A 14,158-nucleotide genomic window follows, 5' to 3' on the forward strand; every position below is an offset into this window, starting at 1 on the left:
CGGGAACGGGACACGGCCGAAATCAGAAGACGGGACACGGGGAGTGCCTTCAGGTGGCCACTGCGGAGCCGACACGCGCCGACGACGCCGATCCGGGCCCGGGAGCCGGCCCGCGCCCACGCGTACCCGCGCCCCGCGCGGACGGCGGCCGTGACGCGGACCGTACCGGTGACGGTCACGGTGGCGGGCGTCGCGAGCCGGAAGCGCCGTCCGCGGTGAAGGCGGCGTTCTGGGCCCTGCGCGAGCGCATGCTGCGCCACCCCGTGCTGTCCGTCACCGCCCTCGCCGGGGTCCTCCACATCGCCTGGTTCTTCACGTTCGCGAACAGTGGCGGCGACCTGGCGGCGCAGGACGCGTGGGCGGAGTTCGTCGGCCGGCACCCGGACTCGGCGTACAACCTCGCCTGGTACGGCGGCATGCACCCGGTGTCGTACAGCGTGGTCTCGCCGTACCTGATGTCGGTACTCGGCGTGCGTACGACGATGATGATCGCCGGGACGCTGTCGGCCGGGCTGCTGACGATGATCCTGATCCGCAGCCGGGTGGTCCGCAATCCGCTGTGGGCGTCGCTGGCGGGCCTGTTCGGGCTGATGGGCAACGCCGCGTCGGGCCGGGTGACGTTCGGGCTGGGCATGATGTTCGGGCTGGGCGCGGTCGCCGCTGTGTTCTGCTGGCCGCACCGCTGGCGGCGCAAGCGCTGGGCGAAGGGGCTGTGCGCGGCTCCGCTGGCCGCGCTGTCCACCATGGCGTCACCGGTCGCGGGCCTGTTCGTGGGCCTGGTGGCGGTCGCCCTGTTCCTGCAGAAGCGCCGTCCGGGCGCCTGGTCGCTGGGGCTGGCGCCGTCCGCGGTCGTCGCGCTGTCGGCCGTGCTGTTCCCCTTCTCCGGCACCCAGCCGATGGCCTTCGGCTCGGCGGTCCTACCGGTCCTGTACGCGGGGCTGGTGTTCTGGTTCGTGCCGAGCACCTGGACGACGGTGCGGATCACGTCCGCGGTCTACGGTCTGTCCGTGCTGCTGGTCTGGCTGATCAGCTCCCAGATCGGCTCCAACATCACGCGCCTGGCGATGCTCTTCGCCGGGGCGGCGCTGGTGGCCGCGCTGCCGTTCACGGTGCCGAAGTCCCGCAAGTGGTACGCGCTCGTGGTCTCGCTCGTCGGCTTCGTCGGCTGGATCGGCTTCAAGTCGGCCGACGACGTCATCCACACCCAGCCGACCGCTTCCTGGGCGCGCGAGCTGGCGCCGCTCCTCAACGAGCTGCAAGAGGTCGGCGCCGAGAAGGGCCGGGTGGAGGCCGTACCCGCCCGTTCCCACCGGGAGGCCTCGGCGCTCGCGCCGTACGTGAACCTGGCCCGCGGCTGGACCCGCCAGGCCGACATGGAGCGCAATCCGCTCTTCTACGACGACACGCTCAACTCGGCGAACTACCACGAGTGGCTCAAGCGCTGGGCCGTGCACTACGTGGTGCTGCCCAAGGGCGAGCCGGACGGTGACGGCGGCAAGCGCGAGCGGGAGCTGCTGCAGCGGGGCCTGCCGTACCTGAAGCAGGTCTGGGGCGACGCCAACTGGCAGCTGTTCCAGGTGCTCGACCCGACGCCGCTGGCCGAGCCCCACGCCGTCGTCCAGAGCACCGGGCAGGACAAGTGGACGATCGACGTGAAGGAGCCGGGCCGCATCCTGGTCCGGATGCCGTACTCGCCGTGGCTGAGCCTCGTCGACGACGAGGGCAACAAGCTGGAGCCGCCCCAGGAGACCGAGGCCTCCAAGAACGCTCCGGAGGGCACGCCGAAGACGTACGACAACGTGAACGGCTGTCTGATGGAGACGGAGGAGACCGCCGAGGGCGACAAGTGGACGACGCTGATCGCTCCCGAGGCGGGCACCTACCGGCTGGCTTCGCCGTACGGGCTCAAGCGCGGCACGCCCTGCCCCGACGAGCTGAAGTAGCCCGCCGCGCCCGCCGCGCCCGCCACGCCAGTCGTTCATGTAGGTGAACCGAGGTCAGCAAGCCGAACCTTTTTACTCGCTCTTGACCTTCCCCTTCCTTGTCGTGCCCGCGTCGTCGCACCCACGATGAGCGGGCACTTCGCGGCCTGCCACGCCCCTACCCCGCTCGTGCGAAGTGCCAACCGGCTGAGCGGCGTTCACAAGGCGGACCCCGGAAGGGGGCACATGAACGGTCTCGACTGGTCCGTGCTCATCGGCTACTTCGCCGTGATGGTGGCCATCGGCGTCTGGTCGCACAAACGCGTGGACAACGTCAGCGACTTCTTCACGGCCGGCGGCAAGATGCCCTGGTGGCTCTCCGGCATCTCGCACCACATGTCGGGCTACAGCGCGGTGATGTTCACCGGGTACGCGGGCATCGCCTACACCTACGGCGTGACGTCGTTCGTGACGTGGTCCTTCCCGATCGCCCTCGGCATCGCCATCGGCTCCACCCTGTTCGCGCCGCGCATCAACCGGCTGCGCTCCCGGCTGCACGTGGCCTCCCCCCTGGAGTACCTGAAGAACCGGTACAACCTGCCCACCCAGCAGGCCCTGGCCTGGTCCGGGATGCTGCTGAAGATCGTGGACGTGGCCGCGAAGTGGGCGGCCATCGCCACCCTGCTGTCGGTCTTCACCGGCATCTCCCTCAACCAGGGCATCCTGATCACCGGCATCGTCACGGGCGTCTACTGCACGATCGGCGGCCTGTGGGCGGACGCGCTGACCGAGCTGGGCCAGTTCGTCATCCAGTTGCTGGCCGGCATCGCGATGTTCGTCGCCGTCGTCGCGAAGCTCGGCGACCACGGCGGCTTCTTCGGCGTCTGGGACGAACCCGAACTCCAGGGCCACGCCGAACCGCTGGTCGGCCCGTACGGGGCGGTGTTCCTGCTCGCCTACCTCTTCATCAAGCTCTTCGAGTACAACGGCGGCATGCTCAACCAGGCCCAGCGCTACATGGCCACGAGCAACGCCCGCGAGGCCACCCGCTCCGCGCGGCTGTCGGCGGTGCTGTGGCTGGTCTGGCCGCTGGTGCTGTTCTTCCCGATGTGGATGTCGCCGCTGCTGGTGGAGTCGCAGAAACCGGACGGCTCCGACTCCTACGCCCTGATGACCGAGCAGCTGCTGCCGCACGGACTGCTGGGCCTGGTCATCGTCGGCTTCTTCTCGCACACCATGGCCATGTGCTCCTCGGACGCCAACGCCATCGCCGCCGTCTTCACCCGTGACGTGGCGCCGGTGCTGTCGGCGCGGGCGCGGGCCTGGGGCACCCGGTCCGGGCTGCTGGCGGCCCGCCTGACCACGGTGGTCTTCCTCGGACTGTCCATGGCGGTGGCCACGCAGGTCGACTCGCCGACGTTCAAGGACATCATCACCGTCGTGATCAAGTGGGTGGCCGGGCTGATGGGCCCGATCGCGATCCCGATGATGCTCGGTCTGCTGCGGCCCTTCCGCCGCTCCGGCCCGACGGCGGCGCTCACCAGCTGGGCGGCCGGTCTGCTCGCCTTCTGGCTGGTCAACTACCCGATCCACTGGAACGTGGAGGGCGGGGTGCCGCTGGAGTACCAGGTGTCGATCCCGCTGGCCGTGTCGCTTGTCCTGTACGTCCTGATCGGCTACCTCAAGCCGGAGGACACGCCGGAACGGCTCGCGATCATCGAGCGGGTCAACACCGACGGCGACGACGACGCCTCGGGCGCGGCGGCCGCGATCCCGACGCCGGCGGGCGGCGCGGAGGAGTCGGTGGCGCGGTCCCGGGTGGGTGATTAGGGGATCGCGGTTTGTGGGTGCGGACGGTGTCCCGGGCGAGGCCGGGGCACCGTCCGGGCTCAGCGCAGTTCCTGGATGCGGATCTGGTTGCCGGCGGGGTCGCGGAAGGCGCAGTCGCGGACGCCGTACGGCTGCTCGGTCGGCTCCTGGACGATCTCGGCGTCGTGACCCCGCACCTTCTCGAAGGTGCCGTCGAGGTCCTCGGTGGCGAGCAGGATCCACCCGTAGGTGCCCTTGGCCATCATCTCGGTGATGGTGCGGCGCTCGGCGTCGGTGATGCCGGGGTCCACGGCCGGCGGCGCCAGGAGCAGGCAGACGTCGGGCTGGTCGGCGGGCCCGACCGTGATCCAGCGCATCTTGCCCTGCCCGACGTCCTTGCGTACCTCGAAACCGAGGACGTCCCGGTAGAAGGTGACCGCCGCGTCCGGGTCGTCGTGCGGGAGGACGGTGGTGTGAATGCTGAGGTCCATGGCCTTCACGCTAGCGGCGGCCGTCGGCCGGTGCTTCTCGATTCCTGACCTGTCTTCAGCCGCGTTCAGCCGCGCGGGTAGCGGGCCAGCCACCCCGGGGACGATCCCGCCGGGCCGTGCAGGGCGGGGCCCTGGGTCATCTCCATGGCGAAGTCGTCGGCCAGTTCCAGCATGGTCGGGCGGCCCTCCAGCTCGGCCAGCCAGGCGGGCGGGAGCGCCGTCTCGCCGTGCAGGGCACCGAGCAGCCCGCCGGTCAGGGCGCCGACCGCGGCGGAGGGACCGCCGTGGTTGACGGCGAGCCGCAGCCCGTGCCGTACGTCCTCGCCGACGAGAGAGCAGTACACGGCGGCCGCGACGAGGCCTTCCGCGGTCCCCTCGCCGATCAGCTCGGTCACCCGCTCCGCCGTCGGCAGCCCTTGCCTGACCGCGCCCAGCGCGTGCTGGAGGGCGGCCGCCACCGGCTCGTGTCCGGGCCGGGCGGCGAGCAGGGCGAGCGCCCGCTGCACCGCCGCGTCCAGGCTGTCGCCGCGCGCCAGCCCGTGCACGATCACGGCGTACGCGCCTGCCGCCAGGTAACCGACGGGGTGGCCGTGGGTCTGCGCCGCGCACTCCACGGCGAGCTGGTCGACCAGCTGCGGCTCCCAGCCGACCAGCAGCCCGAACGGCGCCGAGCGGGCGGCGGCCTCGGCACCGCGCTCACCTGGGTTCTTCGGCGCCTGGGGCGTGCCCATCGTCTCGTCGCCGAGTCCGAGCAGCAGGGCCCGGGGCGCGTCCCGGCGGGCGTACAGCCACTCCTCGCGGGCCAGCCAGCCGTCGTCCTTGCGCCGCAGGTCGGGGCCCCAGTCGCGCTGGGTGGCGGCCCAGCGCCGGTACGCCCGGTGCAGGTCGGTCGGCGGGTGCCAGGCGCCGGTGTCCCGGCGTACCTGGGCGCGGATCAGCCCGTCCACGGAGAACAGGGTGAGCTGGGTGAGGTGGGTGACCGCGCCGCGCCGGCCGTGGGCGGGGGCCGGGTCGGTCAGGCCCTCCGCGCCGTGCTCCTGACGGATGCCGTCGAGGTCCAGCCCGTCGACGGGGGCGCCGAAGGCGTCGCCGACGGCCACGCCGAGCAGTGTCCCGCGCACCCGGCTGCGGAAGTCCTGCTGCTCGGCACGTCCCCAGACGGCACCGGTTGTCGCGCCCACCCGGACCCTCCCTTCGGCACCGACACGGTCCGTACGTACGACGCCCAGCACTGTATTCGAACGAGGTCGGTCGGATCAGGGCCGGGCGGGGTGTGCTTCGCGACAGCAGCGGACGAAGTCCTGGACGACGGGATCGTCGTCGTCGGCAGGGGCCCAGGCGACCGCGACCTCACTCGGGCCGACTCCGGTGACGGGGCGGTAGACGACGCCGGGACGGGTGTAGAAGCGGGCGGCGGACTCGGGCGCGAGGGCGACGCCGTAGCCGTTGGCGATCGCGGTGAGCCAGTCGTCCGGGTGCTCGGTGACGGCGCCGACACGGGCCGGGTGGCCGTCGCGCTCGTCGGCGGCCAGCCAGTACTCCCGCCAGCGGCCCGTCTCGGGCGGTGCGGCCACGAAGGGCTCGTCGCACAGTTCGTGGAAGGCGATCGTCCCGCGGGCCGCCAGAGGATGGGACTCGGCCAGCGCCACGCAGCGCGGTTCGCTGAACAGCGGCAGCACCCGCAGTGCCTCCTGGCCGGGGAACGGCAGCCGCACCAGGGCGACGTCGACGTCCGAGTCGGCGAGTCCGGCGGACGGGTTCGACCAGGCGGCCTGCCGCATCTCGGCCCGCCACCCTGGCCGGCGCCGGGAGAACTCGGCGATGATCGGCTGCGTCGCCTCGTTGGCGGCGCTGGCGAGGAAGCCGACCCGCAGGACGCGGGCCGCCCGGCTCGCCACGGCTCTCGTCTCCCGCAGCGCCGCCTCCCACCCGGCCAGCAGAGCGGGGACCCGTTCCGCCAGCGCCCGGCCCGGCCCGGTGAGCGTCATACCGTTGCGCGAGCGGACGAACAGGTCCGTGCCCAGCACGGTCTCCAGCTGCCGGATCTGCTTGGTCAGCGCGGGCTGGGACACGTACAGCCTCTGTGCGGCCCGGGTGACGCTGCCTTCCTCCGCCACGGCCGCGAAGTACCGCAGCAGACGCGTGTCGACATCCATGCCGCCAGGTTATGGGTGCAGGTATTGGACGGCGCGGTGCGGTACGGCGAGGCTGAGTGCAGGGGACGGCCGGAAGGAGAGCCCGTGTACACCGCTTACGTGATCGTCACCGTCGCCGCGATCGTCGCCGATGCCGGGATCGCCGTCGCGGACCTGCTGCGGGCCCGGTTCGTCCTCGCCAACTCGGCCGAGGTGGCGGTCCCCGAGTCGTGGCTGCCGGGGCTCGCGGCGCTGAAGGCCGCCGGGGCGGCCGGGCTCCTCATCGGCCTCCTGGGCTTCCGGCCCCTCGGCATCGCCGCCGCGGCCGGCCTGGTCCTCTTCTTCGTCGGCGCGGTCGCCGCGCACGTCCGCGCGCGGGTCTTCCACAACATCGCGTTCCCCGCCGGGTACCTGGCTCTGAACTCGGCCGCGCTCGCCCTGGTGGCCGGGTGAGTGGAAAAGCGTGAGCAGTTGGACCGGATCTGTCATCCGGGCGCTCATGTGAGGGGGCGGAGGACAGTTTCCGGCCGAGTGTTCGCGCTTTTTAGGCGGCAATGTGTGCCGAGGGGGGCAGCTCGCGGCAGTCACGGCAGCGGCCCGGACCGGGGGCCCGGAAGGCACGTTCGCAGCCGTCGCAGGTCTGGAGGGGATCGGGGCGGCGCGGGGCGGGGGCCGACGGGCGGGGAACGGCGGGGAGGGCCGGAGGGAGGTCGGCGGTGAGCCGGCGTTCCAGGAAGGCGGCGGGGTGACGGATGGGTTCCTGGGGCAGTCCGGCCGTCAGGGTCCGCTCCACGGCCGTCGCGGGTACACCGCGCTCCAGCCACTCCGTGACCGCCGGGGCCAGGCGCCGGACATCGCGCTCGGTCAGCAGCAGCCGGGAGTCCTGCACGCGGAGTCGGGCGAGCAGGACCGCCGCCGGGCCGACCGGGTCCGTCACCGCAACAGGGTCGACGCGTCCGGTCGTGGTCGGGGCCGGGGCCGGGGAGACCGGCTCGTCGGCGGCCGGGCGGGCGGCTTCCGCCACGGCCGCGAACGCCGCGCGCGGCTTGTTGCGGAAGACCGTCCGGGTCACGACTCGGCCCGATTGAAGACGCTCCTTGGTGCGTACGAGGTAGCCGTGCTCCTCCAGCTCCCGCAGGGCGGCGGCGATCCGGATCTCGCCCTCGGGGAACTTGCCCGCCAGCGTCTTGATCCCGACCGGGGCCCCCGCGGGCAGCGACTGGATGTGCACGGCCAGACCGATCGCCGTCAGGGACAGCTCGGAGTGCTGGAGGAGGTGGTTGCCGACCACGGTGAAGTTGTCGTGGTGGGGGTGGTTCTCGTGCTCGACGCCGCCGGGGCGACGGCCGGACGCGGAGCGCGCGTGCGCGCTAGGGTTCTGCTCAGTCATCAGGAAGCCTCACTTCCTCGGTGATCAGGCCCTCGCAGTGGGATCGCACTCCCGGCGGGGGCCGAATCATGTCTGGGGTTTGCTGCGGCTGACGCTGCACCATGAACGCCTCGCCGCGCCAGCCGAGTTGGCGATGTTCACTCCGGAGGGTGACCGACGGGGGCGGCGGGGGCTGGTCCGGTTCTTTCCCCGGTTCTTTGGTCTTTGGCGTCGCGTCCGACCGGGTCACGTCCGGCCACGACCCGGTGACAGTTCGGCCCAGACGGTCTTGGTCGGAGCCGGCCCCGCGTCCACGCCCCAACGGTCCGCATACGCCGCCACGATGACCAGTCCACGTCCGTCCTCCGCACCCTCCGCGCCTTCGGTGACCGGGGCGTGGGCGCGCGGGACCCGGTCACCCCGGGCGTCGGTCACCTCGACCCGGAGGACACCGCCGGGCAACAGCCGCAGGGCCAGCCGGAAGTCCCGCCCCGGCACCCGGCCGTGCAGCACCGCGTTCGCCGCCAGTTCGGCGACGACCTGGACCGCCTCGCCGGACGGCACGCCCCAGTCGTCGAGTTGCCGCTCGGTGAGCAACCGCGCGAGCCGGGCGCCCCGTCGCGTCGCGGACAACTGGACCGCGAAATGCGGTGCGTTCGGAGGGGCCGATGGGTCCAATTTCTGCATCACGTCACCCAGAGTGGCCGCCCGTCCCTACCCTGAACAGCGACGAACACGGTACCGAGGGTGACTGTCCGGATGCCCGCCGTGGTCGTACGGGTCGCACACCGGGAGGGGAAGACGTGGAGGACGAGGAGACCACGGCCGTGCTCAAGACGGTCGGGCGGCAGATCAAGGTGTGGCGCGAAGCGGCCGGGATGCGCCAGGCGGAACTGGGCGCCGCCATCGGGTACGGCGAGGACATGGTCTCGTCGGTCGAGCGCGGACGGCGCGTACCCAAGCCGGACTTCCTGGACAAGGCCGACGAGGTACTGGGCGCGGGCGGCAAGCTCTCCACCATGAAGGAGGACGTGGAGAAGGCCCGCTACCCGAAGAAGGTCCGCGACCTGGCCAAGCTGGAGGAGGAGGCGGTCGAGCTGGGTGCCTACGCCAGCCTCCAGATTCACGGGTTGCTGCAGACGCCGGAGTACGCACAGGCCCTGTACGAGACTCAGCAACCCGCATACTCAGAGGACGAGATCGAGCGCCACGTCGCCGCCCGGATGGCTCGCAAGGCCGTCTTCGAACGGTCGCCGCGCCCGATGATCACCTTCGTACAGGAGGAGGTGGCTCTGCGGCGGCCAGTAGGCGGCAGAAGGGTGCTGCGCGACCAACTCGAACACCTCCTGGAGGTCAGCCAGTTGCGGCACGTCGAGCTTCAGGTCATGCCGACAGACCGGGAAGACCACACGGGTCTGAGCGGTTCGTTCCGAGTGCTGAAGCTTCGGAACGGCACGACGGTCGGATACACGGCAGCCCAACTGCACAGCCGGGTGATCAGCGATCCCAAGGACGTGCTGACCTTGGAGATGCGCTATGGCAGGATCCGGGCACAGGCGCTCTCGCCCCGCGAGTCACGGGACTTCATCGAGAAGGTATGGAGAGAACAGGCATGACCTCTGCGCTGAAATGGTTCAAGAGCAGCTACAGCGGCAGCGACGAGCCCGACTGCGTCGAAGTCGCCATAACCCCCGCCGACGCCACCGTCCACGTCCGCGACTCCAAGAACCCCGAGGCCGCGCGCCTCTCCTTCACCGACGGGTCCTGGACCTCGTTCCTGGCGTTCACCGGCAGGCAGGCATAAGGGCTCAGCGGCGGAGCGACTCGCGCCACGCGTCGGCCAGCGCGTCGAGGTCCCTGCGTCGCTCGTTCCTCAGCTCACGCGCCTCGTCCGTCCTGGGATCCAGGAGGTGGCCGAGCGGCCTGGCACGCCGCCGGAATCCGACGCTCTCCCACAGCGCCGCGATCTTCTCTTCTGCCCGCCGATACTCGGCCTCGGGCCTGGGACGGTCCGGGAACTCCGTGGGGTGGGTGTCCGTGATGACGGCACTGCAGCCGTCGGCCAGGGTCCAGACCGCCTCGGAGACGAGGACCGGCCCCAGTCCGAAGCCCCGCCACGCCTCGTCGAGGCGTACGTCGAAGAGGACCAGGAGGTCCCCGTCGGCGGACGTCATCGCGTCGCGGAACTCCTGGCGGTAGCCGCCCCTGCCGAGGTCGTAGACGCCCAGGACCATGTTGGACAGGCCCGTGTCATAGCTCTCGGCGTCGGCGAACGGGAAGGGGCTGAACCTGTCGTCCATCCGCAGGCGGAACAACCGCATCGAACCGATGTCGTCCTGGACGGTCTTCGCCGCGGACCACTTGGGCCGGTCCAGGAACCGGTTCGACCAGATCGACACGTGCCATTCGTCGAAGCCGTTCTCGTCGCCCTCCGAGCTGACGAAGTGCCAGGTGCGGTACTCCAGGTTCAAGCGGCGCGGGTCGCCGGGCAGCTCGTCGGCGGAACGCTTCGAAGTGATCACGTTCCCGGACCCTACCCGCCCCGGGCGCACCGCACTTCGCCATAGTGCTCCCATGGCCAACACCCAACGCACCCTGCCCCTCGCAGCCACCGCCCTCACCGCGGTCCTCGCCCTCTACATCGCCCTCGTCGCCTTCGGCAACATCACCGACTTCGGCACCAACCAGCAGTTCGTGAGGCACGTCCTCGCGATGGACACGACGTTCAAGGACGACGACCTGATGTGGCGGGCGATCACGAACGAGGGCGTGCAGGACGCCGCGTACGTCGCGATCATCGTGTGGGAGACGGTGGCCGCGCTCGTGCTGATCTACGCGACGTGGCTGTGGATACGCCGGGACCACGCGGCCGGGCGGCGCATGACCACGTACGGCGCCCTCATGCTGATGCTGCTCTTCGGGGCCGGGTTCATCGGGATCGGCGGCGAGTGGTTCTCGATGTGGCAGTCGGAGGACTGGAACGGGCTGGACGCCGCCACCCGGATGTTCCTGATCAGCGGTGTCGTGCTGATCGTCGCCCAGCTCACGCCCGGTGACGCGGACGCTACCCGACGACCGTGACCTTCGTGCCGGACTCGGCGAACGCCCAGACCGCCGCGCCGTCCGCCTTGGTCAGCCGTATGCCGCCCGTCTTCGCACCGGAGGCGGGCGGAGGGGGCGAGGAGCCGTCGACGGCGTTGGAGAAGGCGACGGAGACGCCGTCCTCCAGGGCGAAGTAGACGATCTGCTCGATCTGCACGCCGTCGGAGCCGGTCGTGGCCCCCTTGCTGCGGCTGCCGACCGTGTAGGTGCCCGGGTCGGGGTCGACCGTGCCCGGCCACACCTCGAACGTCCGCCGCGCCGCGTCGCTCGCGTCGACCAGCCAGACCCGCTGCTGGTCGAGGGAGTAGACGATGCGCCGGCCGGTGCCGGAGCCGTCCGGCACCGGGGCCGGTGCGGTCTCCTTCGGCGTCGGCTTCGCGTCGGCCGACGCCGAGGGACGGGGTTTCGTGGCCGCGGCGGTGGGACGGGGGCCCTGGTCCGCCTGGACGGTCAGGACGCTCACCGCCGCGATCGCCCCCACGGTCAGACCGGAGACCCAGGCCCATGAGGGAAGTCGGGCTGGCACGGGCACGCATCTCCTCAGCTACGAGAACCCCGAACACACCGGGGGCCCGATCATCGTACTGCGCAGGTGCGTCAGTCCAGGACCGGCAGCAGCTCGGGCAGGTGGCCGTCGGAGGCCGTCGCCGAGCGCTGCCGTTCCTCCGGTACCGGGCCGTACAGCGTCGTGCGGGGCTTCGCGGGGCGGCCGGCCGCGTCGGCGACCGCGATCAGGTCCTTGACCGACTTGTACGAGCCGTACGACGAGCCCGCCATCCGCGAGATCGTCTCCTCCATCAGGGTCCCGCCGAGGTCGTTCGCGCCGGAGCGGAGCATTTCCGCCGCACCCTCCGTGCCCAGTTTCACCCAGCTCGTCTGGATGTTGGGGATGTGGGGGTGGAGGAGGAGACGGGCCATCGCCGTCACCGCGCGGTTGTCCCGAAGGGTGGGGCCCGGCCGGGCGATGCCGGCCAGGTACACCGGCGCGTTGGTGTGGATGAAGGGCAGCGTCACGAACTCGGTGAAGCCGCCGGTGCGCTGCTGGATGCCGACGAGGGTGCGCAGGTGGCCCAGCCAGTGGCGGGGCTGGTCGACGTGGCCGTACATCATCGTGGACGAGGAGCGGATGCCCAGTTCGTGGGCCGTCTCGATGACCTCGATCCAGGTCGCCGCGGGCAGCTTGCCCTTGGTGAGAATCCAGCGGACCTCGTCGTCGAGGATCTCCGCCGCGGTGCCGGGGACGGAGTCGAGGCCCGCCTCCTTGGCTGCGCTCAGCCACTCGCGGATCGACATGCCGGTGCGGGTCGCGCCGTTGACGACCTCCATCGGCGAGAAGGCGTGCACGTGCATGCCGGGGACGCGGGCCTTGACCGCCTTCGCGATGTCGAAGTACGCCGTGCCCGGCAGGTCCGGGTGGATGCCGCCCTGCATGCAGACCTCCACCGCGCCCACCTCCCACGCCTGCTGCGCGCGGTCGGCGACCTGGTCGAGGGAGAGGGTGTAGGCGTCGGCGTCGGTGCGGCGCTGGGCGAAGGCGCAGAAGCGGCAGCCGGTGTAGCAGACGTTGGTGAAGTTGATGTTGCGGGTGACGATGTAGGTGACGTCGTCGCCGACGGCCGACCTGCGTACGTCGTCGGCGACCTGGCACAGGGCGTCCAGGGCCGGGCCGTCGGCGTGCAGCAGGGCCAGGGCTTCGTCGTCGGTCAGTTTCGTCGGGTCGTCGGCGGCCGTCGTCAGTGCGGCGCGTACGTCGGTGTCGATGCGCTCGGGGGCCATGCCGGGTGCCGCGGCCTCGCGCAGGGCGCCCCAGTCGCCGTACACCTCGTCGAAGTCGTCGCGGCGGTCCGACGTACGGCCCTCGGTGTCGATGGCGGTGTGGAGGTCGGTGCGGCCGGTGGCGGTGAAGACCTCGTCCGGTTCCTGCCACGGGTGGCCCTCGACCGTCGCGTCCTCGCGGGCCAGGCCCGTTGCCGGGTCGGCGAGGGCCGTCACGTGCGGGCGCAGGCGCGGGTCCAGCCAGGGCTCGCCGCGGCGGACGAACTCCGGGTAGACGCAGAGCCGTTCGCGCAGTTCGAAGCCGACGGCGCGGGACTTGGCGGCGAGTTCGTCGATCTGCGGCCAGGGGCGTTCCGGGTTGACGTGGTCGATGGTGAGCGGGGAGACGCCGCCCCAGTCGTCGATGCCGGCGCCGATCAGCCGCTCGTACTCGGCGTCCACCAGGTTGGGCGGGGCCTGGAGGCAGGCGGCGGGGCCCATGATGTGCCGGGCGACGGCGACCGTGGCGACCAGTTCGTCCAGTTCCGCGTCCGGCATGCCGCGCATCGCGGTGTCGGGTTTGGCGCGGAAGTTCTGGATGATCAGTTCCTGGATGCCGTGGTAGGCGCGGGAGACCTTGCGGAGGGCGAACAGTGACTCCGCGCGCTCCTCGTAGGTCTCGCCGATGCCGATCAGCAGGCCCGAGGTGAAGGGGACGGAGGAGCGGCCGGCGTCCTCCAGGACGCGCAGGCGGACGGCGGGTTCCTTGTCCGGGGAGCCGTGGTGGGGGCCGCCGGGCTCGGACCACAGGCGGGTGGCGGTGGTCTCCAGCATCATGCCCATGGAGGGCGCGACGGGCTTGAGCCGCTGGAAGTCCGTCCAGGTCATGACGCCCGGGTTGAGGTGAGGCAGCAGGCCCGTCTCCTCCAGGATGCGGATGGAGATGGCGCGGACGTAGGCGATCGTGTCGTCGTAGCCGTGCGCGTCGAGCCACTCCCTGGCCTCCGGCCAGCGGTCCTCGGGCTTGTCGCCGAGGGTGATGAGGGCTTCCTTGCAGCCGAGGGCGGCGCCCTTGCGCGCGATGTCGAGGACCTCGTCCGGCGACATGAACATCCCGTGGCCGGCGCGGCGCAGCTTGCCGGGGACGGTGACGAAGGTGCAGTAGTGGCACTTGTCCCGGCACAGGCGGGTCAGCGGGACGAAGACGCTCTTCGAGTATGTGATGACGCCGGGGCGCCCGGCGGCCTGAAGGCCCGCGTCCCGGACCCGGGCGGCGGACGCGGTGAGGTCGGCCAGGTGCTCGCCGTGCGCCTGGAGCAGCACGGCGGCCTCGGAGACGTCGAGGGCGACGCCGTCCCGGGCGCGTTTGAGGGCGCGACGCAGGGCGTTCTCGGTGGGGCCCGTCGAGCCGGTTCCGGGGGTCGCGGAAGTCGTCATCCTTCGAGCATACGAGCGGCATGATCGAAGCGCGGGGGCCGTCCCGCTCCCCCACCGGCCGGTTTCCGGCCCGCTATGTGCGTACCCCCTTCTCTTGCACGGCAGTTCACGGCTCAATACGAGGGTTGCACGCACCAC

The 14,158-nt window shown here is 71.4% G+C and carries 14 protein-coding genes; 6 read left to right on the top strand and 8 right to left on the bottom strand.

Annotated features, from left to right (window positions below; genetic code table 11):
• Window positions 1-53 precede the first annotated feature (53 nt).
• On the top strand, window positions 54-1,943 hold the full coding sequence (locus tag KUM03_RS00795; RefSeq protein ID WP_217244859.1) for an MFS transporter: 1,890 nt from the start codon (window positions 54-56) through the stop codon (window positions 1,941-1,943).
• A gap of 225 nt (window positions 1,944-2,168) precedes the next feature.
• The gene (locus KUM03_RS00800) at window positions 2,169-3,752 is read left to right on the top strand and encodes a sodium:solute symporter family protein (RefSeq protein WP_217244860.1); all 1,584 of its coding nucleotides are present in this window, start codon (window positions 2,169-2,171) and stop codon (window positions 3,750-3,752) included.
• A 59-nt stretch (window positions 3,753-3,811) separates the two neighbouring features.
• Here the strand turns inward: KUM03_RS00800 and KUM03_RS00805 are convergent, their stop codons facing one another.
• The 3 genes from KUM03_RS00805 to KUM03_RS00815 all read right to left on the bottom strand — a co-directional run bounded on the left by KUM03_RS00805 (window position 3,812) and on the right by KUM03_RS00815 (window position 6,378).
• Window positions 3,812-4,222, bottom strand: a complete 411-nt coding sequence (locus KUM03_RS00805) for a VOC family protein (RefSeq protein ID WP_217244861.1) — start codon at window positions 4,220-4,222, stop codon at window positions 3,812-3,814.
• A gap of 65 nt (window positions 4,223-4,287) precedes the next feature.
• Window positions 4,288-5,403: an ADP-ribosylglycohydrolase family protein gene (locus tag KUM03_RS00810; RefSeq protein WP_217244862.1), complete on the bottom strand. Its 1,116-nt coding sequence runs from the start codon at window positions 5,401-5,403 to the stop codon at window positions 4,288-4,290.
• Window positions 5,404-5,478: 75 nt separating this feature from the next.
• Window positions 5,479-6,378 (bottom strand): LysR family transcriptional regulator, encoded by a 900-nt coding sequence (locus KUM03_RS00815; protein WP_217244863.1) that lies wholly within the window; start codon window positions 6,376-6,378, stop codon window positions 5,479-5,481.
• 84 nt (window positions 6,379-6,462) lie between these two features.
• Here KUM03_RS00815 and KUM03_RS00820 point away from each other — a divergent pair, with 84 nt between their 5' ends.
• Window positions 6,463-6,810: a DoxX family protein gene (locus KUM03_RS00820; RefSeq protein ID WP_217244864.1), complete on the top strand. Its 348-nt coding sequence runs from the start codon at window positions 6,463-6,465 to the stop codon at window positions 6,808-6,810.
• Window positions 6,811-6,901: 91 nt separating this feature from the next.
• Here the strand turns inward: KUM03_RS00820 and KUM03_RS00825 are convergent, their stop codons facing one another.
• Window positions 6,902-7,747 (bottom strand): helix-turn-helix domain-containing protein, encoded by an 846-nt coding sequence (locus KUM03_RS00825; protein ID WP_217244865.1) that lies wholly within the window; start codon window positions 7,745-7,747, stop codon window positions 6,902-6,904.
• A gap of 225 nt (window positions 7,748-7,972) precedes the next feature.
• Window positions 7,973-8,413, bottom strand: coding sequence for an ATP-binding protein (locus KUM03_RS00830; RefSeq protein WP_217244866.1), 441 nt, complete (start codon window positions 8,411-8,413; stop codon window positions 7,973-7,975).
• Window positions 8,414-8,529: 116 nt separating this feature from the next.
• On the opposite strand from KUM03_RS00830, the gene KUM03_RS00835 reads away from it, so the two are divergent.
• Window positions 8,530-9,342: a helix-turn-helix transcriptional regulator gene (locus tag KUM03_RS00835; RefSeq protein ID WP_217244867.1), complete on the top strand. Its 813-nt coding sequence runs from the start codon at window positions 8,530-8,532 to the stop codon at window positions 9,340-9,342.
• Window positions 9,339-9,530 carry a DUF397 domain-containing protein gene (locus KUM03_RS00840; RefSeq protein WP_217244868.1) on the top strand — a complete coding sequence of 64 codons (192 nt, stop codon included), beginning with the start codon at window positions 9,339-9,341 and terminating at the stop codon, window positions 9,528-9,530. Before KUM03_RS00835 ends, KUM03_RS00840 begins: the two co-directional genes overlap by 4 nt.
• A gap of 4 nt (window positions 9,531-9,534) precedes the next feature.
• On the opposite strand, the gene KUM03_RS00845 is transcribed toward KUM03_RS00840, so the two are convergent.
• Window positions 9,535-10,248 carry a hypothetical protein gene (locus KUM03_RS00845; protein WP_217244869.1) on the bottom strand — a complete coding sequence of 238 codons (714 nt, stop codon included), beginning with the start codon at window positions 10,246-10,248 and terminating at the stop codon, window positions 9,535-9,537.
• A 52-nt stretch (window positions 10,249-10,300) separates the two neighbouring features.
• On the opposite strand from KUM03_RS00845, the gene KUM03_RS00850 reads away from it, so the two are divergent.
• Window positions 10,301-10,807, top strand: coding sequence for a DUF2165 domain-containing protein (locus KUM03_RS00850; protein WP_217244870.1), 507 nt, complete (start codon window positions 10,301-10,303; stop codon window positions 10,805-10,807).
• Here KUM03_RS00850 and KUM03_RS00855 read toward each other — a convergent pair.
• Both KUM03_RS00855 and KUM03_RS00860 read right to left on the bottom strand, forming a co-directional pair.
• Entirely contained in the window at window positions 10,791-11,354 is a 564-nt protein-coding gene (locus KUM03_RS00855; protein ID WP_217244871.1) for a hypothetical protein, read from the bottom strand. The genes KUM03_RS00850 and KUM03_RS00855 overlap by 17 nt on opposite strands.
• 71 nt (window positions 11,355-11,425) lie before the next feature.
• Window positions 11,426-14,020: a bifunctional FO biosynthesis protein CofGH gene (locus tag KUM03_RS00860; RefSeq protein ID WP_217244872.1), complete on the bottom strand. Its 2,595-nt coding sequence runs from the start codon at window positions 14,018-14,020 to the stop codon at window positions 11,426-11,428.
• Between the last annotated feature and the right edge of the window lie 138 nt (window positions 14,021-14,158).

This window comes from Streptomyces sp. AC602_WCS936, assembly GCF_019049125.1.
Taxonomy (GTDB): domain Bacteria; phylum Actinomycetota; class Actinomycetes; order Streptomycetales; family Streptomycetaceae; genus Streptomyces.